Source organism: Pantoea sp. X-Soil-TKNS-1279 (assembly GCF_059730565.1).
Map to the genome: position 1 here is coordinate 2,457,959 of NZ_AP035948.1, position 21,952 is coordinate 2,479,910.

23 protein-coding genes are annotated in these 21,952 nt (G+C 50.4%); 7 read left to right on the forward strand and 16 right to left on the reverse strand.

From position 1 onward, the window contains the following. Window positions 1-70: 70 nt before the first annotated feature. The 4 genes from cspE to AC6I8N_RS11640 form a co-directional block, all read right to left on the reverse strand. Window positions 71-280, reverse strand: coding sequence for a transcription antiterminator/RNA stability regulator CspE (cspE, locus tag AC6I8N_RS11625; RefSeq protein WP_001062678.1), 210 nt, complete (start codon window positions 278-280; stop codon window positions 71-73). 77 nt (window positions 281-357) lie between these two features. Further along, window positions 358-438 carry a DUF2627 domain-containing protein gene (locus AC6I8N_RS11630; protein WP_139810977.1) on the reverse strand — a complete coding sequence of 27 codons (81 nt, stop codon included), beginning with the start codon at window positions 436-438 and terminating at the stop codon, window positions 358-360. Between the two features lie 529 nt (window positions 439-967). Beyond that, window positions 968-1,978, reverse strand: coding sequence for an MBL fold metallo-hydrolase (locus AC6I8N_RS11635; protein WP_497829093.1), 1,011 nt, complete (start codon window positions 1,976-1,978; stop codon window positions 968-970). Between the two features lie 18 nt (window positions 1,979-1,996). After that, complete coding sequence (locus AC6I8N_RS11640; RefSeq protein WP_497829094.1) at window positions 1,997-2,269, reverse strand: YebO family protein; 273 nt, start codon at window positions 2,267-2,269, stop codon at window positions 1,997-1,999. Between the two features lie 210 nt (window positions 2,270-2,479). Between AC6I8N_RS11640 and AC6I8N_RS11645 the strand changes: the two genes are divergently transcribed. Further along, on the forward strand, window positions 2,480-2,716 hold the full coding sequence (locus tag AC6I8N_RS11645; protein WP_021182996.1) for a YobH family protein: 237 nt from the start codon (window positions 2,480-2,482) through the stop codon (window positions 2,714-2,716). Between the two features lie 42 nt (window positions 2,717-2,758). Here the strand turns inward: AC6I8N_RS11645 and kdgR are convergent, their stop codons facing one another. Continuing rightward, window positions 2,759-3,550, reverse strand: a complete 792-nt coding sequence (gene kdgR, locus AC6I8N_RS11650; RefSeq protein WP_021182995.1) for a DNA-binding transcriptional regulator KdgR — start codon at window positions 3,548-3,550, stop codon at window positions 2,759-2,761. 190 nt (window positions 3,551-3,740) lie between these two features. Here kdgR and AC6I8N_RS11655 point away from each other — a divergent pair, with 190 nt between their 5' ends. After that, a complete protein-coding gene (locus tag AC6I8N_RS11655; RefSeq protein ID WP_208723564.1) occupies window positions 3,741-5,123 on the forward strand; it encodes an MFS transporter in 1,383 nt (460 codons plus the stop codon). Window positions 5,124-5,191: 68 nt separating this feature from the next. On the opposite strand, the gene htpX is transcribed toward AC6I8N_RS11655, so the two are convergent. From htpX to AC6I8N_RS11675, 4 genes are all read right to left on the reverse strand, one after another. Then, window positions 5,192-6,073, reverse strand: coding sequence for a protease HtpX (gene htpX / locus AC6I8N_RS11660; protein ID WP_021182993.1), 882 nt, complete (start codon window positions 6,071-6,073; stop codon window positions 5,192-5,194). A 222-nt stretch (window positions 6,074-6,295) separates the two neighbouring features. After that, window positions 6,296-8,335: a carboxy terminal-processing peptidase gene (gene prc, locus AC6I8N_RS11665; protein ID WP_021182992.1), complete on the reverse strand. Its 2,040-nt coding sequence runs from the start codon at window positions 8,333-8,335 to the stop codon at window positions 6,296-6,298. Window positions 8,336-8,354: 19 nt separating this feature from the next. Next, a complete protein-coding gene (gene proQ, locus AC6I8N_RS11670; protein WP_021182991.1) occupies window positions 8,355-9,038 on the reverse strand; it encodes an RNA chaperone ProQ in 684 nt (227 codons plus the stop codon). A gap of 96 nt (window positions 9,039-9,134) precedes the next feature. Next, window positions 9,135-9,635, reverse strand: a complete 501-nt coding sequence (locus AC6I8N_RS11675; protein WP_497829095.1) for a GAF domain-containing protein — start codon at window positions 9,633-9,635, stop codon at window positions 9,135-9,137. 215 nt (window positions 9,636-9,850) lie between these two features. Between AC6I8N_RS11675 and yebS the strand changes: the two genes are divergently transcribed. The 3 genes from yebS (at window position 9,851) to rsmF (ending at window position 15,203) form a co-directional block, all read left to right on the forward strand. Next, window positions 9,851-11,095: a membrane integrity lipid transport subunit YebS gene (gene yebS / locus AC6I8N_RS11680; protein WP_415174521.1), complete on the forward strand. Its 1,245-nt coding sequence runs from the start codon at window positions 9,851-9,853 to the stop codon at window positions 11,093-11,095. Continuing rightward, window positions 11,064-13,703, forward strand: a complete 2,640-nt coding sequence (locus tag AC6I8N_RS11685) for a PqiB family protein (protein ID WP_208723566.1) — start codon at window positions 11,064-11,066, stop codon at window positions 13,701-13,703. The genes yebS and AC6I8N_RS11685 overlap by 32 nt, the downstream gene beginning before the upstream one ends. 81 nt (window positions 13,704-13,784) lie before the next feature. Next, complete coding sequence (rsmF, locus tag AC6I8N_RS11690; RefSeq protein WP_497829096.1) at window positions 13,785-15,203, forward strand: 16S rRNA (cytosine(1407)-C(5))-methyltransferase RsmF; 1,419 nt, start codon at window positions 13,785-13,787, stop codon at window positions 15,201-15,203. A 3-nt stretch (window positions 15,204-15,206) separates the two neighbouring features. Here rsmF and AC6I8N_RS11695 read toward each other — a convergent pair whose 3' ends face one another. Beyond that, window positions 15,207-15,854, reverse strand: coding sequence for a metallophosphoesterase (locus AC6I8N_RS11695; RefSeq protein ID WP_021182988.1), 648 nt, complete (start codon window positions 15,852-15,854; stop codon window positions 15,207-15,209). A 544-nt stretch (window positions 15,855-16,398) separates the two neighbouring features. On the opposite strand from AC6I8N_RS11695, the gene AC6I8N_RS11700 reads away from it, so the two are divergent. Then, window positions 16,399-16,677, forward strand: coding sequence for a hypothetical protein (locus tag AC6I8N_RS11700; protein ID WP_497829097.1), 279 nt, complete (start codon window positions 16,399-16,401; stop codon window positions 16,675-16,677). Window positions 16,678-16,723: 46 nt separating this feature from the next. Here AC6I8N_RS11700 and AC6I8N_RS11705 read toward each other — a convergent pair whose 3' ends face one another. From AC6I8N_RS11705 to AC6I8N_RS11715, 3 genes are all read right to left on the reverse strand, one after another. Continuing rightward, window positions 16,724-16,891 carry a hypothetical protein gene (locus AC6I8N_RS11705; RefSeq protein WP_021182986.1) on the reverse strand — a complete coding sequence of 56 codons (168 nt, stop codon included), beginning with the start codon at window positions 16,889-16,891 and terminating at the stop codon, window positions 16,724-16,726. Window positions 16,892-16,973: 82 nt separating this feature from the next. Further along, a complete protein-coding gene (locus AC6I8N_RS11710; RefSeq protein WP_497829098.1) occupies window positions 16,974-17,300 on the reverse strand; it encodes a hypothetical protein in 327 nt (108 codons plus the stop codon). 306 nt (window positions 17,301-17,606) lie between these two features. Continuing rightward, a complete protein-coding gene (locus AC6I8N_RS11715; RefSeq protein ID WP_497829099.1) occupies window positions 17,607-17,816 on the reverse strand; it encodes a hypothetical protein in 210 nt (69 codons plus the stop codon). Window positions 17,817-18,718: 902 nt separating this feature from the next. Here AC6I8N_RS11715 and AC6I8N_RS11720 point away from each other — a divergent pair. After that, window positions 18,719-19,741, forward strand: a complete 1,023-nt coding sequence (locus AC6I8N_RS11720; protein ID WP_497829100.1) for an acyltransferase family protein — start codon at window positions 18,719-18,721, stop codon at window positions 19,739-19,741. A gap of 547 nt (window positions 19,742-20,288) precedes the next feature. Here AC6I8N_RS11720 and AC6I8N_RS11725 read toward each other — a convergent pair. Genes AC6I8N_RS11725 through copC form a run of 3 tightly spaced genes read right to left on the reverse strand, consistent with a single transcriptional unit; the run spans window position 20,289 to window position 21,928 of the window. Beyond that, the gene (locus AC6I8N_RS11725) at window positions 20,289-20,636 is read right to left on the reverse strand and encodes a YebY family protein (protein WP_497830686.1); all 348 of its coding nucleotides are present in this window, start codon (window positions 20,634-20,636) and stop codon (window positions 20,289-20,291) included. Window positions 20,637-20,669: 33 nt separating this feature from the next. Continuing rightward, a complete protein-coding gene (copD, locus tag AC6I8N_RS11730) occupies window positions 20,670-21,551 on the reverse strand; it encodes a copper homeostasis membrane protein CopD (RefSeq protein WP_497829101.1) in 882 nt (293 codons plus the stop codon). Next, window positions 21,551-21,928: a copper homeostasis periplasmic binding protein CopC gene (gene copC / locus AC6I8N_RS11735; protein ID WP_497829102.1), complete on the reverse strand. Its 378-nt coding sequence runs from the start codon at window positions 21,926-21,928 to the stop codon at window positions 21,551-21,553. Before copC ends, copD begins: the two co-directional genes overlap by 1 nt. Window positions 21,929-21,952: the final 24 nt, after the last annotated feature.

Sequence of the window (21,952 nt, forward strand, 5' to 3'; positions counted from 1 at the left end):
AAGCCCCGGTCAGTGACCGGGGCTTTAGGATTCGTTTCAGTGGTGCATGACACCGAGCCTGGCGACGAAATCAGATAGCAGTGACGTTGACTGCAGCCGGACCTTTCTGGCCGTCCTGGATTTCGAATTCAACATTTTGGCCTTCGGCCAGAGTTTTAAAACCATTGCCCTGGATTGCAGAGAAGTGTACGAACACATCTTTGCTACCGTCAGCAGGAGTGATAAAACCAAAACCTTTAGACTCGTTGAACCACTTAACCTGACCTTTAATTTTTGCCATTTTGCAAATTCCTTAGAGTGTTTATATTGCCCGAAGGCAGACTTACAGAAAAACCAGAGACATTACTGCATGAGGCACTAATTTAAGGTTTCGGCAAGGAAGCGGTATTCAACGTCAACGTCTTTACTCGTAACTTCTTTACTGAAGATGCCATACATAAACAGAACTGTACCTCGTTTGACCCACGAATCGTTATCACATATCCGCAAATTAATGGCAAGCCATTTTTAAACGGCTATCGACTTGTCGCACATAATTGCTGGCAAAGGCACAAACTTCATCTGCCTTCTTCCTTCTTCGCGTAACCTTGCCTGCACAAAAAAGGGTTATTGATCAGTAGCGTTACAGCCAAAAAATGTTGTAGCCCAGTGGCTGATTTTTGTCCAATGCAACGCTATTTAAACTGATAATCATACGCAAAAAATATTGCACAAATATGGCATAGATAATGAATTTCACCAAAATGTTAACTTCTGGCGCAACATATGCGCATCGTGCAAATCTTGTACAGCTGTTTTTATCAGGTACAGGTTATTAATAGTTTTGCACCAAAATCAGGAAAATATATTCACCCTTGCCCCAAATATACGCATCCATTCTGTTTGGCAGTTATCTCATTTTTTTCTAACATCAAAACAAATAAATGTTAAAAAAACGCACCAGCGCCCTCAATTTAACAAAACGTGGTTAGGACAAATCTGAATCAATATTCGGCAGGGTCCGACTCTCACCTATTCTCCACGGTGTGAAGTCATTACTCGTCTCGTTTGCGCTGAGCAGCGCCTGAGCAAGAACTGCGGGTGGTTCATCCAGTGATTCGTCTGCCAATTCAAAGACTCCCCAATGAATGGGTATCGTCAATGGACGGCCAATTTGCTGCCATAACTGCACTGCCTGAGCCGGGTCCATGTGCTGCCCACGCATGAACCATTTTGGTGCGTAGGCACCGATTGGCAACGCAGCCAGATTAAACGGACCGAGTTGTTGCGCGATGAGATTCAGGTTATCGCTATAACCACTGTCGCCCGCAAACCAGAAGTTGAGTGCTGGATTACGCACCACCCAGCCACACCATAAGGAACGGTTACGATCAAAGAAGGTACGCATACTCCAGTGACGCGCAGGTACTGCGGTAAACTGCGCACTTCCCAGCACAATGCTTTGCCACCAGTCCAGTTCAGTGACATGCCGGACACCGCGCTGCTGACACCACTTCCCCATGCCCAATGGCACCAGAAAATGGGCTGCGGGAAATTGTCGGGCAATGCGTTTCACCGTGGGACGATCCAGATGATCGTAATGATTGTGCGAAATCAGCACATAATCCAGATGTGGCAACTGCGCCACACGTAATGGTGCCGGCGTTTTGCGTTGCGGACCGGCAAAGGGAAACGGAGAGGCGCGTTGTGACAGCGCGGGATCAATCAACAGATAACGCTGATTCAGACGAAGTAATAAGGCAGCATGGCCGAGCCACCAGATACGATCCTCTTCCCCACTCAAATCGACTGGCTGGCACCAGTCGCTGATAAACGCCGGATAACCGGCCTGAGGGGGAAAGGGTAAACCCTGCTCTTTACGTTCACGCTGCCAGCGCTGTAAATCCCCCGGCTGCCTTAACTCTTCTTCCGGGTTACGAAAGCCCTGCGGCGTATGGTGTTGTTTCGCCGCATCGTACCAGGGATTTTGCCAGGCCATTACCACTCCATCTGTCGATTAACGCTCAGGGATCAGACGAATAAAATCGCGTTTTTCGTCCTCTTCCTCTACAGCTTTCGGTGCTGTGTCAGACTGTGCATCCGCCAGGCGGCGCAACAGCGCATTTTGCTTTTTCTGTTCTTCTAACAGCGTTTCCAGCAACTGTATCTGCTCGCTGGCACGTACGCTGGCCCGGTTAACAAAGAACCAGGCGATAAAGGCCACAACGATAATGATGACCAGCACAGCGTAACTGAACAACGGGCTGGGATTTGCGGCTAACTCATTCATAACTGCCTCAGATTACTGATTAACGTCAAACTCTCACTTAGCAGGTGATTCTACTCTTTGCGGCAGGAAAAGATAATGGGGATGCACCGAATGCAGATTTTCCTGTGCATCACCTTTCAGTTATCTCTGATCGACCCGGTGAGGCAAGCTGCTACTATAGGGATGGCAGCAGCATCTGGACAGCTGCGTTATGTATCACATGGAGACAAAATGAAACTATTCATCCGGGCGATTATGCTGATCGCCGTTATCTGGCTGGCGATGTTATTCACGGGCTATGGCGTGTTAACCGGCAGCAATAAAAATGCAGCCGGACTCGGCCTGCAATGTAGCTATCTAACCGCGCGAGGCATGATTACCGCGCAATATCTGCATACCGATAGCGGCATTGTTGGCGTAACAGACTGCCCGATACTGAAGAAAAGCGGTGAAGTGATCGATAATTAATTACTGCATAAACGGGCTGGCAACAGCCCGTTTATTGCTGCGTTAAAACGGATATTCGTGATACCCCATTTGCTCTGAGACGGCACGCGCCGCTCGATGCAGCATCGCCACATATTCGTTTTTTCCCTCTTCTGAGAAACGAATAGTGGGGAAAGAGATGCTGAGGCCCGCAATCACTACGCCAAAACGGTCAAATACCGGCACGGCAATGCAACGTAACCCCTCTTCCTGCTCCTCGTTATCTTCGCCGAATCCCTGCACTTTTACCTGATCAAGCACCTTGAGCAAGGCGTCAGCGCTGACGATGGTGTTGGCAGTACTGCGCCGAAACTCCACTTCGCTAAGGATTTCCTGTACTTCGCTACGATCACGCCACGCCAGCAGCACTTTGCCGATTGCGGTGGTATGCAGCGGGTTGCGGCGACCAATACGTGAATACATGCGCAGGTTGTAGAGCGAGTCGATCTTGTGGATATAGACAATGCTGTCTTCTTCCAGCGCCCCAAGATGAATGGTTTCTTTAGTGAGGCGTGACAGTTCGCGCATCTGTACATCCGCGCTGCGGATCAGATCAACGTTCTGTAACGCCTTCGCGCCCAGCTCGAATAACTTGAGCGTCAGCGAATACTTTTCCGTTTCGCCTTCCTGCGCGACATAACCCAGCGACTTCATGGTTTGCAAAAAGCGATAGACGGTGCTTTTAGACATCATCACGCGTTGAGACAGCTCTGTAATGCCGTGGTCGCGCTCTTCACCCAGCGCCTGCAAAATACCAAACACCTTCATCACTGATGAGACGGAATCAGGTTGTTTATCGTTATCAGCGTTCGCCATCGCGTATCCTTTTTTGAGGTTGTTTCAAAAAAAACGGAACAATAGTGCCAGTATATTCGCTTCAGGCCTTAAGCGGCAATCGATAGCACTAAGCGACACATTCCCTGATACTTTTTGTCACTTCATGCGGTGCTTTCTGCTACAGAATTGATTAGCATGATGATATTCACTTCCTTCACTTATTCTCCCTATGTCCGCAAGCTCACTCCAGGATGGTTTACCGGTTCCACAACGCTATGGCGCAATCATCACCATCGCGCTGGGTATTATGATGGCGGTGCTGGATGGCGCGATTGCCAATGTCGCCCTGCCCACCATTTCGCGTGAATTACACGCCAGCCCGGCGGAATCGGTGTGGATTGTCAACGCCTACCAGATCGCCATCGTTATCTCGTTACTTTCTTTGTCGTTCCTCGGCGATATGCTGGGTTATCGACGCGTATATCAGGCGGGTCTGGCGCTGTTTATCGCCACGTCGTTGTTCTGCGCACTCTCTTCATCGCTGAACATGCTGACGCTGGCTCGCGTATTACAAGGGTTCGGCGGTGCTGCGTTAATGAGCGTCAACACCGCATTGATACGCATCATTTACCCGCAGCGTTTCCTTGGCCGTGGGATGGCGATCAACTCGCTCATTGTCGCGGTTTCAACGGCTGCAGGGCCGACGGTCGCTGCCGCGATCCTCTCCGTTGCCAGCTGGAAATGGCTGTTTCTGATCAACGTACCGCTTGGGATCATTGCATTGTGGCTGGCGCTGCGTTTTTTGCCGGATAATCCGCAAAAAGCCAAACAGCAGAAATTTGATGTGGTGAGCGCAGTGATGAACGCGCTGTTCTTTGGCCTGTTAATCTCCGCATTGAGCGGTTTTGCTCAGGGACAAAATCACTGGCTGATTCTCGGTGAGTTAATTGCATTGTTGTTGATCGGGGTGGTATTTATTCGTCGTCAGTTGGCGATGCCGGTGCCACTGCTGCCAGTGGATTTACTGCGCATCCCTATTTTCACCCTCTCCATCTGCACGTCGATCTGCTCCTTTTGCGCGCAAATGCTGGCAATGGTGTCGTTACCCTTCTTTCTGCAAAACGTGCTGGGACGCGATGAAGTAGCGACCGGTCTGCTTCTGACCCCTTGGCCGCTGGCGACCATGGTGCTTGCACCGATTGCTGGCCGTCTGATTGGCAAGGTTCATGCGGGCCTGCTGGGCGGGCTGGGGCTGGCGATGTTTGCGGCCGGTCTGTTCTTGTTGGCGTTGCTCCCTGCACAGCCAACGGATGTTGATATCATCTGGCGTATGATGCTGTGTGGTGCCGGTTTTGGTCTGTTCCAGTCACCGAACAACCACACAATTATCTCTTCCGCGCCACGTAACCGTAGCGGAGGTGCCAGTGGCATGCTGGGCACGGCACGTCTGCTGGGGCAAAGCAGTGGGGCTGCGCTGGTCGCTCTGATGTTTAACCTGTTTAACGTGAGCGGTACTCATGCCTCGTTGATTCTGGCGGGGGCATTTTCCACTGTCGCGGCGGTGGTAAGTATGGCGCGGATGACGCAATCGCGTGAGACGACAGAGTCATAAAATCGTAGCGGTGCGATGATCTGGGGCTTTAACCCCGCGCGATGAATCGCGCCGCTACGTGAAGAGCCTTATTTCAGATAAGCACCGCTGCGCAGCGCTTCAATACGCTTATCCAGCGGCGGGTGAGACATAAATAGTTCGCTCAGCGACTTACCTTTACCGTTAATACAGAACGCCATCATGCTGCTCGGCTCCTGCGGTTCATAGCTGGTTTTCAGGCGCTGTAACGCGGCAATCATTTTCTCACGACCTACCAGTTTCGCTGAACCGGCATCGGCATGGAACTCACGATGACGCGAGAACCACATGGTGATGATGCTGGCAAGAATGCCGAATACCAGTTCCAGCACAGTAGCGACCGCGAAGTAAACCAGCGGGTTACCGTTGCTGCTCTCTTCACCATCGCGGTTGCCAGACAGAAAACCCGATGCAACCTGCGCAATGATACGTGAGATAAAGATCACGAAGGTGTTCACGATACCCTGAATCAGCGTCATGGTAACCATGTCGCCATTGGCGATATGGCTGATTTCGTGGGCCAGTACCGCTTCCGCTTCATCGCGGCTCATGTTTTGCAACAGACCGGTAGAGACAGCAACCAACGACGCATCACGGCGGGCGCCCGTCGCAAAGGCGTTGATATCTGGCGCGTGATAAATCGCCACCTGCGGCATCGCAATGCCAGCCTGCTGAGCCTGGCGGCCAACGGTATCCATCAGCCAGCGTTCTGTCTCGTTGCGAGGTTGTTCAATCACTTCACCTCCCACCGAACGCAACGCCATCCATTTCGACATCAGCAGTGAAACAAACGCACCGCCGAAGCCAAACAGACCTGCCATAATCATCAGACCCTGAACACTGCTTGACTGGATTCCTGTCAGACTGAGAATCAGTCCGAAAACCAACATCACCGCCAGGTTGGTGATCAGGAAAAGAGCAATACGCATCATAAACGTTAATCTTCCTCAGTTGTGCACGCGCTTATGCGCGGATATACATCCTAGGGTCATTACGCAGCATTTCAAGCAACCTTAATGTTTAAGTGTCTAAAAAGACATAACTTTACATTCAGTAACGTCATATCCTCCAACCCATAAAACGACACTTAAGTATCCGACACCAGACAAAAAAAAAGCACCGCATTGAGCGGTGCTTATTCTCTGTCCGTACGGTTATTTACTGCCCGCGGGTTGCGGCTGAGATTTTTCCAGCTGCGCCAGATCGTTGGCAATTTTCACCGTTTCATCCAGATAAGGATCCGGCTCTTTGTAATCCTTCGGCAGATCGTCAAGGCTCTTCAGCGGTGCTTTACCTTCAGCCTGATAACGTGCATTGATACGCTCCAGACGCAGTGCATCTTCGTCATGGTTCTCTTTCTCGCGCTGGGCCAGATTGAGTGACACGATATTACGTTTATCTTTGGTCGCGTTGAAGCGCGCAATATCTTTCATGATGTACTGGAACTCGCGATCTTTCGCAATGCGGTCCTCATGTTCTTTGGTCAACTGCGGTACCAACGCGGTGATATCCCCGGTTTTGGTATAGGTCGCCGCGTTGATGCTGTCCCACGGTAAGGCATTGTCTTCAAACTTCTCACCGGTTTCCGCCGCTTCCACGCCAGTTGGCATCAGCAGATCCGGGGTTACCCCTTTACGCTGGGTGCTACCGCCGTTGATGCGGTAGAACTTCTGGATGGTGTACTGCACCGAGCCTAATGCAGGCCATTCAGGACGCAGCATCTGATCATAGATACGGTTCAGGGAGCGATACTGTTGAACGGTGCCTTTACCGAAGGTCGGTTCACCGACAATCAGGGCGCGACCATAGTCCTGCATGGCAGCAGCAAAAATCTCAGAAGCCGAAGCACTGAAACGATCGACCAGGACCACTAACGGACCTTTGTAATAAACAATGCCGTCGTTATCGCTGTCTTCACGTACGCGACCATTATTGTCACGTACCTGCACCACCGGGCCACTCGGAATAAACAGGCCGGAAAGCGAGACCGCTTCGGTTAACGCCCCGCCACCGTTGGTGCGCAGGTCGATGACGATGCTATCCACATTCTGCTTTTGCAGTTTTTGCAGCTGCACTTTCACATCATCGGTCAGGCCAACGTAGAAACCGGGGATATCCAACACGCCGACTTTCTCGTTACCAACGGTATGCACCGTGCCCTTCACCGCGCGATCTTCCAGGCGGATCTTCTCGCGCGTCAGCGTCACAGTACGGGTTTTGGTGCCTTTACCGGCAGGCAGGATCTCAAGGCGAACTTTGCTGCCTTTTGGTCCTTTGATCTTCGCTACGACGTCATCCAGACGCCAGCCGATCACATCTTCCATCGGTTTGCCTGGCTGTCCGACACCGACAATACGATCGCCAACGCTGATCGATTTGCTCTTGGCAGCCGGACCACCCGCGACCATTGAGTTGATCACGGTGTAATCGTCATCCATCTGCAACACCGCGCCAATGCCTTCCAGCGACAGGCTCATTTCGGTGTTGAACTGCTCGGTATTACGCGGCGACAGATAGTTAGTATGCGGGTCGATCTCATGCGCAAACGCAGTCATCGCCAACTGGAACACGTCTTCGCTGTTGCTTTGCGCCAGGCGACGAATGGCAAAGTTATAACGCTTGGTCAGCGTCTCACGAATCTCTTTGTCATCTTTGCCAGCCAGCTTCAGGCTCAATTCGTCGTATTTAACTTTGGCATCCCAAAGCGCGTTCAGCTCATCGGTGCTTTTCGGCCACGGTGATTTACCACGATCGATGTCGATGGTGTCGTTGCCGGTAAAATTCATCGGGCGATTCAGCACACTCAGCGCGTATTGATAGCGCTCGAAGCGGCGTTTCTGCGCCAGATTGTATAAATCGTAAAACACATCCAGCTTACCGCTGCGCAGCTCATCACCGAGGGTGGTCTTCTTATCAGCAAACTGTGCGATATCAGAAGCCAACAGGACGTTGTGGCTGTAATCGAGCAGATTCAGGTAGCGATCAAAAATTTTCGCTGAAAAATCCTGATTCAGGTCGAACTGACGGTAGTGAGAACGGGTAAAGCGCGATGTAACGCGTTCACTGACGGTGGGATGCTGTGGTTCTTCATGTAACTGGGGAATCTGATCGGCGCGGGTAATGTTGTCTGCGCCAAAACTGGGGCCTGCCAGCAGCAGGCCCGCGATCATACCGATCTTAAAAATATTGTTCATGCCAGGGTCAGCCTCCGTTTCAGAACTGCAAATGTTCTGCGCGCACAATCATTGCCATGCCGGAAGCGAGCTGTACCCGAACGCCATCTTTGGTAATTTCAAGAATGGTTGCGTCCATCGCACTTTTGCCTGCTTTAACTTTAATATTCTGGCCGGGTTGCAAAGTTGAGGTATCAGTGATGGGTTTAGCTCGCGGCGGGCGAGGTGCAGCATTACGTTCAGAAGACGCAGCACGCGGTGCCTGCGAACGCGGTTTACGCGGCGCATCACCTTCTGCCGCTTTACGCGGTGCCGGTTTGCGTGGACGGCGTGGTTCGCCAGTCTCTTCGCCAGCTTCACGCTTCTTCGCTTTTTGCTGTTCGCGCTGTGCCTGTACGCGAGCTTTCGCTTCTTCCAGCTGTTTGCGCGCATGTTCTACGTGTTGCTCATCCAGCACGCCACAGGCGTTGCCGTCGAGATCCACACGGATGGCACCTGCTTTAATGCCGTAAAGGTAACGCCAGCTTGAGGTATAAAGACGCAGAGCCGAACGCAGTTGCGTCTTGCTCAGGCCCATATCGCCCTGAACACGCTCGACCAGATCCTGAAAGATACCGATCTTCAGCGGACGCGCTTCACCTTCGGCGCTAAAGCAGTGCGGAAAACGCTCCGCCAGAAAGGCGATCACTTCTTTACTGCTATTCAACTTAGGTTGATTTTCCATGAAATTTCCTGATTACAACGGGTTTGCCGACCAGAGCAGGCATGAACAGGCGACATTATAATGACAACATCGCCAAATGCTATGTGATCCAGTCGATTAGCTGCGCGTCAGTTGAAGATATTTTTCAATATCGCTGCCCGCCAACACTTCGCAAAGCCCGTCAGTAAGGGCCATCAGCCCCGTTTCATCCTCACTGTCGAAGCGAGAATAAACCGTACTGTCGATGTCCAGCACACCGACTAACGTGCCATTCACTTTCAGAGGAATCACGATTTCCGCATTACTGGCGGCGTCACAGGCGATATGTCCAGGGAAAGCGTGCACATCTTCCACGCGCTGCACTTTCTCCTCTGCAATCGCCGTGCCACAAACACCTTTACCGACTGGAATTCGAACGCAGGCAATTTTGCCCTGAAAAGGGCCCAGTACCAGCGTATTCGCTTCAGTCAGCAAATAAAATCCTGCCCAGTTCACGCCTTCCAGGCGTTCAAATAGCAGCGCACTGCAATTGCCCAGCGCAGCGAGGAAAGACGTTTCACCCGCCAGCAGTGCGCGAGCATCGCGATTTAAATCCTCGTAAAAGGCTTTTTTGTTCATTGTTTAACCATAATCAGCTACAGCAGAGCCGCTTTGTCACTTAGTTGTTAAAATAAGCACTAATAATCCAGCCTCACAAGGTGAATCATTGTGTTAGTTACTATACCCTTAGCTTTCTGTGGATCGAACGTGATGCCACGACAGCTGTCTCAGCCAGCTAGCGCTGTATGACATGCCGGTAACAGTAACAAACGATGGGCCACTTGCGTCACCCTATGAAAATTCACGCTATCAGCCAGACGTTGCCCCACGCACGTTATCAGCGTTGTCCGCAATGCGATACCCTTTTTTCCTTACCGGATGTTAAATCGCATCAGGCTGCCCACTGCCCGCGTTGCAATGCCCGAATTCAGAGCGGTTTTGACTGGTCAATGACGCGTCTTACCGCCATGGCCGTTACCATGCTGGTGCTGATGCCCTTCGCCTTTACCCTGCCGCTGGTGGATATCCGTTTGCTTGGGATGCGTATCAACGCCAGCCTGTTGGAAGGCGTGATTCAGATGACGCAGCAAGGCGATGTGCTGACGGCATCTATCGTGGCGTTTTGCACCATTGGTGCGCCGGTCACCCTGGTGGCGGGCATCAGCTATTTAGGCATCGGTCATGCGCTCGGGATGAATTTGCGTCCGGTGTTGTTGATGCTGGAGAAATTAAAAGAGTGGGTAATGCTGGATATCTATCTGGTGGGTGTCGCGGTGGCATCAATCAAAGTCCAGGATTACGCCACACTGGAGGTCGGTTATGGCATGGTGGCCTATATCGCGCTGACGGTTCTCAGCGTTCTGACCCTGATCCACCTCAATGTTGAACAGTTGTGGGAACATTATTACCCGCAATCCGTACCGACCTCGCCTCCCGAACAATGGCAGGTCTGCCTGAATTGCCATCACACCGGTGTGGCTGACAATCGCGGACGCTGCACCCGCTGCCACACGCCGCTGGATTTTCGCCGTCGCCATAGCCTGCAAAAATCCTGGGCGTCGCTGATTGCCTCCATTGTGTTGTTGATCCCTGCTAATCTGCTGCCGATTTCAGTGGTTTACGTCAATGGTGCCCGACGCGAAGATACCATTTTCTCCGGCATTCTCGGTCTGGCCTCGGGCAATATCCCGGTGGCTGCCGTGGTATTTATTGCCAGTATTCTGGTGCCGTTTACCAAAGTGTTGGTAATGCTGACGTTATTGCTCAGTATCCACTTTAAATGTGAACAGGGGCTAAAGACCCGTATCCGTCTGCTGCGCGCCGTAACCTGGGTCGGCCGCTGGTCGATGCTCGATCTGTTCGTCATTTCTTTAACCATGTCGCTGGTCAACCGTGATCAGCTGCTGGCTTTTACGATGGGACCCGCCGCGCTCTACTTTGGTGCGGCAGTAATCCTGACCATTATGGCTGTTGAGTGGCTTGACAGCCGCCTGATTTGGGATGCACATGCAACAGGAAACGCCGACTACACCGACTAGCGCTAATCTGCGTAACAAACGCAAGATTTCGCCGTTCTGGTTATTGCCCATTATTGCCCTGCTGATTGCCGCATGGCTGCTGTGGACCAATTATCAGGAACGCGGAACCATCATCACGATTAACTTCCAAAGCGCGGACGGCATCGTGCCGGGGCGCACGCCGATTCGTTATCAGGGCGTGGAAGTCGGTACGGTACAGGGGATCGTGCTGAGTGATGACTATCACAGCATCCAGATCAAAGCCAGTATCAAAAGCGATATGCGTGATGCGCTGCGCGACAACACGCAGTTCTGGCTGGTCACCCCCAAAGCCTCTCTGGCAGGTGTTTCCGGGCTGGATGCGCTGGTGGGCGGTAACTATATTGGCATGATGCCTGGCAGCGGTAATCCGCAGGAACATTTCACCGCGTTAGATACGCAGCCGAAATATCGCGTAAATACCGGTGAATTGTTGATCCATCTGCACGCACCCGATCTGGGTTCGCTCAATACTGGCTCGCTGGTCTACTACCGCAAAATCCCGGTTGGCCGGGTCTATGACTACAGCATCAACAGCAACACCGATGGTGTGACTATAGATGTACTTATCGAGCGTCGTTTCATTAACCTGGTTAAAAAGCAGAGCCGTTTCTGGAACGTCTCGGGCGTGGATGCGGATGTCAGCCTGAGCGGGGCTAAGGTGAAGCTGGAGAGTCTGGCGGCATTGGTGAACGGTGCCATCGCCTTTGACTCACCGGATGAGGGTCAACAAGCCGCAAGCGATGAGAACTACACGCTATATCCCGATCTGGCCCAAAGCCAGCGGGGCGTGCAGGTCAGTCTTGATTTACCCAGTGGTGATAACCTGAAAGCCGACAGCACCCCATTAATGTATCAAGGCCTGGAAGTCGGCACCTTAACCAAACTGAATCTACTTCCTGGCGGTAAAGTCACCGGTGAGCTGACCGTTGATCCTTCCGTTGCCGGTCTGATGCGCAGTGGTACACGCATTGAGATGCGTTCGCCGAAGATCAGCCTGACTGACACCAACCTCAGCAGCCTGCTGACCGGTAATACCTTTGAATTGATCCCCGGCGAAGGCCAGCCGCAGGACCACTTTAGTGTGCTGCCAGCCAGTGAATCGTTGCTGCAAAAACCTAACGTTCTGACCTTAAAACTGAACGCCCCGGAGACCTATGGCATCGATGCCGGTCAACCGCTGATGCTTTATGGCATGCAGATTGGTCAGGTGATTTCACGTCAGTTGGATGAACAAGGCATCAGTTTTGTAGTGGCGATTAATCCGGAGTATCGCCATCTGGTACACGCTGACAGTAAATTTGTCGTCAATAGCCGTATCAACGTTAAATTTGGCCTGGATGGCATGCAGGTGCTCGGTGCCAGTGCGCGTGAATGGGTGGACGGCGGTATTCGTCTGATCCCGGGTGCGAAAGGCAACCCGGACAGTCACTATCCACTGTATGCCGATGCTGAACGCGCCGAGGAAGGCATCATTGGCGAGCAGCCTCCTGCCACCCTGAAACTCACCGCCAACAGCCTGCCTGACGTGCAGACCGGTTCGGTGGTTTTGTATCGCAAATTCCAGGTCGGTGAAGTGGTGGATGTGGTTCCTCGCGCCGATGCATTTGAAATTTCGATACATATTGAACCTCAGTACCGCAAACTGTTAACCAGTGAAAGCGTGTTCTGGGCGGAAGGCGGTGCCAAGGTTCAGTTAAATGGCAGTGGTCTGACGGTACAAGCTTCCCCGCTGAACCGTGCGTTAAAAGGCGCCATCAGCTTTGACAATTTGAGTGGAGCACAGGCGGCAAAAGGGGTTAAACGTATCCTGTACCCATCTGAAACGGCAGCGCGTGCTGTGGGTAGCCAGATTACGTTACATACTTTCGATGCCAGCAAACTTGCCGCAGGCATGCCGATTCGTTATCTCGGTATTAATGTCGGCCAGGTCGAATCATTGTCGCTCAGTGCCGATAACAACCAGGTCGTGGCAAAAGCGGTGCTGTATCCCGAATATGTGCAGGACTTCGCCCGTATTGGCAGCCGCTTCTCCGTGGTATCTCCACAGATTTCGGCAGCCGGTGTTAATCACCTCGAAACCTTGCTCCAACCCTATGTCAACGTCGATCCCGGCAAAGGGGCGCAGTCACGGACGTTCGAGCTTCAGGACAGCACCATCACCGATTCCCGTTATCTTAACGGCCTGAATATCTTCGTTGATGCAACCGAAGCCGGTTCGCTCTCCGTCGGTACACCGGTGCTGTTCCGTGGTGTGGAAGTCGGTACCGTTACCGGTACTTCGCTGGGCAACATGGCGGACCGTGTCCAGGTAGCTCTGCGCATCAGTAAGAAATATCAACATCTGGTACGTAATAACTCGGTGTTCTGGCTGGCATCCGGCTACAACCTGAATTTCGGCCTGATTGGCGGTGTGGTGAAAACCGGTACGTTCCAGCAATTTATTCAGGGCGGCATTCAGTTTGCCACACCACCAACGGTGCCACTGGCTCCGCAGGCAGGTGCCAACAAACATTTCCTGTTACAGGATGAAGCGCCGAAAGACTGGCGCAATTGGGGCACGGCAATTCCCGACCCCGCACAACCGTAAGCAAATCGGGCAGCCTGGCTGCCCGATTCTTTTTCGCGTGTTACACTTCGCGCTCTGTTTGTTTTCCCCCGGAAGAAACCCGTGTCCGAACGCTTTCCAGAAGATTTCCTTGCGCTGATGCGCACCAGCTTGTCTGACGAGACTGTAATGCAACGCTTTCTCGCCATCAGTCAACAACCCTTGCGTCGCAGCTTGCGCGTCAACACGTTAAAAATTAGCGTGGATGATTTTCTCGCCCAAACCTCAGATTATGGTTGGCAGCTCACGCCGATCCCCTGGTGCAAAGAAGGCTTCTGGATTGAACGCGACGACGAATCGCTCCCGCTCGGCAGCGTGGCTGAGCATCTCAGCGGATTGTTCTACATTCAGGAAGCCAGCTCCATGTTGCCAGTAACGGCATTATTTGATGCGGCTCCGGATGCCCATCAGGTGATGGATGTTGCTGCGGCACCGGGTTCTAAAACCACACAAATGGCGGCATTGATGCACAATCAGGGTGCCATCCTTGCTAATGAATATTCCGCCAGCCGGGTCAAGGTCTTGCATGCCAATATCAGCCGCTGTGGCGTCAGCAACGTCGCTCTCACCCACTTTGATGGCCGGGTTTTTGGTGCTGCGTTACCGGAACAATTTGATGCCATCCTGTTGGATGCCCCCTGTTCCGGTGAAGGCGTGGTGCGCAAAGATCCTGATGCGCTGCGCAACTGGACACTCGCCAGCACGGAAGAGATTGCCGCCACCCAGCGCGATCTTCTCGACAGCGCCTTTCATGCGCTACAACCCGGTGGAACGTTAATCTACTCGACCTGTACCCTTAATCAGATTGAGAATCAACAAGTTATCAGCTGGTTGCAGCAACGCTATCCCGATGCGGTTGAAATCGTTCCTCTGGCTGGCCTGTTTACGGGGGCGGAACAGGCGCTGACACCGGAAGGTTTTATGCATGTATTCCCGCATATCTATGATAGCGAAGGGTTCTTTGTTGCTCGCCTGCGCAAAATTGCCAGTCTGCCCGCATTGCCGACACCCAGCTATAAAGTGGGTAAACTGCCCTTCTCTCCTGCCAGCAGAAAATTGAACGCTGAAGTGCAGCAAGCCGCCGCGAAAGTGGGTTTGCGTTGGGAGGATAATCTTCAGTTATGGCAACGCGATAAAGAACTATGGCTGTTCCCGGCGGCGCTGGAAAGCTGGTTGGGGAAAGTACGCTTTTCACGCATTGGCCTGAAACTCGCGGAGACTTTCCCCAAGGGGTATCGCTGGCAGCATGAAGCCGTGGTTGCGCTGACACAACCGGATAACGCGTTGTCGTTTGCACTGACGGAAGCGGAAGCGGAAAGCTGGTATCGCGGTCAGGATATCCATCCGGAAAATTTACCTGACCGCGATGAAGTTCTGGTGACCTACCAGCAACAAACGCTGGGGCTGGCAAAAAAAGTCGGGAATCGCATCAAGAATAGCTATCCGCGCGAGCTGGTTAGAGACGGTCGTCTGTTCCGCTAACCGCTATTGCAACTGTACCAATGTCAACCGGTTGCCAAACACGGCACCGGTGTCAATGTAGTGTTGATTGGCAACGTTGAGCGGTTGCTCCAGCGGCGTATGACCAAAGTAGAAATCACTGGCTCCATCAATCGCCATCGTGTTACCCCGTTGATGCCGTCCCAGCCGGTCGCGACTCCACACCACCTGATGCCAGTCCACTTCCTGTCCCAGTTCATAGTGGCTGGCAGGATAATCAGCGTGCGCAATCACCACCACCCGATCCCCGAGCTGAAGATGTAAAATCAAGGGCAATTCCACGCATTGCTTCAGCGCGTGGCGTGCAGCAATCAAAGCAGTGCCACGTAGCTGCCAGAACCATTCACCACCATTCATAACCCATAACATCGGATCTTTGCCTTGCAGAGCAGCGATAGCCATCTGTTCGTGGTTTCCACGCACACAGCGAAACCAGGGTTCTTTAAGTAATTCAAGACAACCGGGACTGTCCGGCCCGCGATCGATCAAATCACCGACAGAAAGCAATAAATCCTGCTGTTTATCAAACTGGTGTAGGATCAGCTGTGAATCGAGCTGGGTGCGACATCCGTGTAAGTCACCGACTACCCAGATGTTACGCCACGCTTTTGCATCGACCGTTTGGTAAAACATAATGGTCTCCTCAAAGCTGGTTTACTGGAAGTTTAGTGATTACGGCATAAAGTATAGCCTGGCGGCCTGTAACCACCGGGGAGGAAGCGTGAACAGTCGGAAACAGTTTATTGGGATTCTGGTGGTGATTTTTATCGGCAGCCTGTTGCTGCTGGAAACCCTTGCGCGACTGGTGCATTTGCTGGTGGTGGGATAAACCAGAGGGATCGGCCTGACTAAATTCAACAGCGGCTGCTTCCTGCAGCCCTGATGAATGCCCCTTCCGGCGCTTATCTCCGGCACTCATTAAAGGTGTTAGCTCTGCGAGGGACGGGAAGTAATGTAAACCTTCGGAGTATTCCGAACAAGTTAAATGATATTAACAATCATTCTCATAAGCATTCCCTAGGTGAGCCATATAATGATCATATAATTCATGCAGTTAAAGGCATTCCGCTCAGTAACATCTGCCGGAGAATTCCGCGAGATTGGTTAGCATCTACAGACACATATCCAGCACATCTTTTGCCAGACTTCACCTGAGGTTGTTTGAAGGAATAAGCCGATGAAAGATTATTATAAAATCGATTTGGAAGACTTCATGCAGAACAATAAGGCCTTGATTGGTGAGATTAAAAGTAAAGCGCCAGTTTACGCCGATGATATGGGGCTGGATGAAGTGCAGTACATAAACCGTGAGATCAAACGCGCCCATCTGGATTATGTCGAAAGCCTGGGAGTGAAAGACCCTTACGAATACTACATATCCCGGCATGAAGAAGATCGCCCTCTGGCTGAGCAGCTTATTGCCCAGCACCGAAATTCACTTCATACCGCTCGATAACTCACATCACTTTTGCCACACCACTGGTGTGGCAATGCGTTATCAGCTAACGCGTGATGAAGAAAATAGCAGTCATAAAACCGATAAATAATACCGCGAAGGTAATAAATCCCAGGCGTGGCGATTTTGCCCGGCCAACCAACGCGGAAATAAACACACATAACAGGGTCAATGTGCCAATCATCACCCAGAGAAGATATTGTGTATTTGCCATCGAGAATCCTTGTATGCAGGCAACCATTTTTTAGCGCCACTCTTATACCATCTTTTGACCGCCAGAGCATGTCGTGCTGTGATTAGCCGGTCTGAGAATCCTGGCAACGAATCGCTTTCAGTGCTTCAAGCTGTTTAAGACGTGCACTCACTTTGCTATTTGCATTCGCTTTAGCAATGCCGTTTCCGATGCCAAAATCGCCCACGAACCCAATGACCGTCAGGGCATCAAATTCACCGGTTTTATCGATTTGTTGTTGCGTCATGTGTGCTTTGGCAATTTCGGACTGCAAAGCCTTGCAATCATAAGTACTGGCTTCTTTATCAGTTACCGCAGGGGCTTGCGGATAGCGCTTAAGCGCACAGCCACTGAGAAGTAGTACAACCAACAGGCAATGAGGTTTATACACAGAAGTTGTCCTGAAATAAAAACGGAAACTATCAAGCTAACAGGAACGGTCCACTCACGCCTGAATTTCTTCGTGAAATATCCGTAATCGCCATCTGGACTCAGATTTTCTATGTATTGAGTAGATATGTTAAAGTATAATAACAAGAGGACGACCTTGCGTTGAATTCTGGTTCAAGGCGACATGCCATCATTCAACTGATTTTACAGAGAGGGTTATTCGCTTAACTAAGCGATTATGTCGAATTTACCCCAATAAAAAACCGCCCCAGCGGGCGGTTCAATATTTGCCATTGTAAACGATATCTTAGTACCCAGCACGGATGAAATAGGCAATCATCTCGACAGACCTCACTGAAACAAATTTTTCGGGATGATTATCTTGTTCATTACTCGAACTGAGCACGTTAACCCCAAGCAAGCATGAACGATCAGCAGAATCTCTCAATTTATAGACTTCAAACATTCCAGGATTGGATACTGGTTCACGTTCTGGAATCCCTATCAAAAAGTTCATGGCAATCTCCTTATCACAAGGAAGATAGAATAACCTTGGGAATACTCTCAGTTAAGCAGAAAAACCTCTCTTTAACTTTAAATTTTCTTAACTAAGAAGCTAACTTGGTTAATAATCCGTCAACTACCCGTTCAGAAATAGCATAGCCTCGCAGTTTCTTCAGCCTAATTTGGAGCAGCAGTGTCCCCTTCTCTTATTAAGGCTGGCTGGCAAATGTGCGGAACATTCTCTTGCTATTCCGGTCGAGAAAAGCGGATACCAATTTATGATTGGCGATACAACAAGGCCTGTGCTGGCACAGTCCTTCACACATTTACCAATCGATGAGTAAGACATTCCCTGGATAAGCGATCATAAATTAACTGAGGGATGTTACAAATAATTACATTTGTTTTTTAGGGACCAACCAGTGTTAGCAGACCTTCACAGATTTTGCCTTTAGTGCCACGAAGTGAATGTTCAGAATTGCAAGGTGTGATCGCTCATGCAAACAGAAAGAAACACATTCAAATTGTTAAAATCCATTGATTTTAAAGAAGATAATCCACATCACTACTTCTTTTTTGGTTAAATAAACCCCAATTCTAAGCAACTTTTCATCGCTTCAGGACATGTGTTCTCAACTTGAGTCACCACACTTACCCTTCAATTCTGATGCGACCTACACATCTCATGTATGAAGGACATTTCGCCCCATGCCCCGGGAAAGCGCCCATCAGTAAGTTAAGGGAGAACAAATTGCAAGATTTTCGTTAGCATTACGTGCGATTTATGTATGCCAGTAGCTTGAAGTTTGATGTAACCATTACGACAGCCCGTTAGTAAGTGGTAGGATTAATCCTAATTTTGTTACAGAAATAGTCAGTATTAACGTTAAGAACGTCATAAGGAATGCATCTGAAATGCATAGAAATAACTGCTTTGATATCGTTAGATTATTCGCTGCTTACATGGTTATATATAGTCATCATCACACATTTATGTCACTGCCAGACCATGTATTCAGGGGACTTCTGACCTTAGGTGGATTGTCAGTGGCAATTTTCTTCTCTGTTTCTGGATTTCTCGTCACTCAGTCATTCCAAAGAACACCGAATTATATTGGATTCATGACGAAAAGAGTCAAACGGATATTCCCGGCTCTTATCGTGTGCTCATTTGTGATGATATATATAATTGCACCTTTTTATCAAAAAGATGCAATTAATTATATATTCAGCTCAGATGCACTCTCATATTTCATGAGAATCTCAATGATGCTACCGGTTAACGTCCCAGATGTTTTTGCGGGATATAAATTCGAAGGACCAATAAATGGCTCTCTCTGGACATTAAGTATGGAGTTTGCGTGCTACCTGGTTTTAGGATTCATGCTTTGTTTAAGCAACACATGGAAAACCCCCGCAATATTTCTCACTATATTGATCTCTCTGAATATATTGTTAAACAAAGAAGCAATGGATGCAATATGGTACAGCATATCAGTAGGCTGGATGCTGAAGTTCGGAATTTGTTTCTTTTTTGGGTCTCTGCTTTCAATGACAATAGATAAATGGAATGAGAAGAAAATAAAAACCACATTATTGATCGTTTCCATCTGTATATTATATATTATGAAAGGCACTACAGAAATTATCACCCTGGGATATATGGCAATTACGTTTATTACACTGGCGATTGGCGTGAGTTTTAAAGATGCGATGATAGGTGGGAAGTTTGATATATCCTATGGCGCCTACATTTATGCCTGGCCAGTTCAGCAAATAATTGCAAATCAGACAAGTTTAAGTCTTTATCCAAGTATGATCGCTTCTCTATGCATAACATCACTACTCGCATGGGCTTCATGGAACTTTGTAGAGAAACCGTTTATCAGGGCAAAAAAAGTCAATATTGATAACACGTCATTAACGCCGGTCATGTAAACCAGAAAATAACTGGCGAACTTATCTTAATCATAAAATCGCCAGTTACGCAGTGATAATAATAAGATCAATTCTATTGTGCTTATTTTTCCGTCCAGTTGCTTTGGAATAAAATTCCGCAATGATGTCTTTCATTTAAAAATCCACGCCCCGTCGACTGTATGAAGTTACGAAGCCCCCCAGGGCTGCCAGACCATGTAAGCATAGCTATGACCATAAGTCCCTGATTCGGATAGCTACATTTACCTGATGAGAAGTGATTTTTCCATAATGTTCAATTAGTTAATGCGCAATATAAACTTGAACATAAAAAAAGACCGAATACGATTCCTGTATCCGGTCCAGGGAAATGGCTCTTAGAGAGCCGTGCGCTAAAAGTTGGCATTAATGCAGGCGAGGTCGCCTTGCCTTTTAAAGGTAGACCACCGGTGATTATTTTCCAGCCAACTGTCACCGGGGGGGCGGAAAGCTGTCGACTCTGTGATCGCGACGGCAGAATACTTGAGGGATGAGGCGCAGCAGGCTCTGCCGCGCCATGCAGCGGGATTTACTTGTCGCAGAGTGCCTGAGCACGGGCGATAATCGGTTCCAGGCTCATTTTCTGTCCGGGATGGGCTTTATCATCAGCCTGAATTGAGCTGATCGATTCAGTGGTGCCGCGTCCGGACTTTTGGTTCGCTTCCGCTTTATCATTCAACGGGTAACGCAACAAGGTGCTGGGGTTGATGGCGAACAGCGCTCCCCCCTTCTCACAGCTCAACATGACTTCTTCCCGCGTGAACGGCCACTTGTCTTTGCCAATCTCAAAACGGCTGATGGTGATAATTTCAGCAGCCACCGCCTGGCTGCAAAGTGCCATCAGTACACAAGCTGGAATCAGTTTCTTCAGCAAAATGTCGACCTCATACATTCAATCGGTATCAATGATTCAGGCTGGTGCCAGCGTGGCCAACACGCTGACCAACCCAATTACAGCGATCGCCAGCAGCAGCTCAAGCTGCGTCAGACGAATAAAAAGTGTTGCTGCATCGCTTCCGGCCAGACGAAAACGAGGAACCAACCAGTAGCGGTTAATCACAGCAATGGTCACCATCAACATGACCAGCAACACTTTGGCAATCAGCAGCGTGCTCCACCATGTGGGCTGCCATTGCAATGGATCACCGGCAATCAACAGGCTGTTGAACATCCCGGTCAGCAACGCCAGCGCAACCGCCAGATGCCCATAGCGAGAGAAACGCATCATGCTGCGGATGGCATCAGCCCGATGGGCTATGTTGCGTGCGTCGCGCATCAGTAGTAGCAGTGGTAACAAACCACCACTCCAGAACGCGGCAGAAATCAGATGCAAGGCGTGGTTTGCCTGCTGCAAGCTTCCCAGCCAGCCATCACGCATCGCCGCGTGGCCCACACCCGCTAATGCGATAAGCTGGAGTAATCCGGTCAGTAACAACAATTGCTGACACAACCTGCCTCGAAGCAATAACGCCAACACGCTCGCTAACGCGAAGAGAATCTCCCAGCGCCATACCCCGCCAAAACGGGTGCTCAGTACTGCCAGCCAGGTTTCTGCATCGGACACATTGCGCCAGTCACCGCTCATCAGGCCTGTTTGCGTCGCCAGCATTAACACTGCCGCCAGCAAACTCACCAGTGCGCTTAACGCCAGGATGCCACGCAGACGAAACGCCAGTACCGGACGAAAACGCGCCGGCGCCAGCAGTGCGGTGTAAAACGCACTGCCAGTCAGCAATAATACCGACAAAAAGTGGATCGCCCGCAGGCTAACCCACAGCGTGCTTAGCCCCATTACTTCACGCTAAACTGATAACTACCTTTGGTTTTATGACCATCAACCGAGAGCACATGCCAGTTCACCTGATAACTTCCGGCTGGCAGTGGCTGGCTCAGCGGTACAATCAGTTGATCATGTTGCTTTGCGTTAATCTGAGCTTTCCCAACCGGTACGGTCTGATTCTGTGCATTGCGGATTTCAACGCCGCTAAATGCCGGTTCGATATCTTCGGTAAACGTCAGAGTTAACGACTTGGGTGAAGCATCAACGGTAGATTTGTCAGCCGGAACCGGCGTTTTAAGGTGGGCATGCGCCAGTGCAAACTGACTGAAGGCCAGCGCGGATGACGCCAGCAACAGCGCCGCCAGGCGGCTTAATCTCGTCTTCTTCATCAGGCTATCCTCTTTTTTACGGCA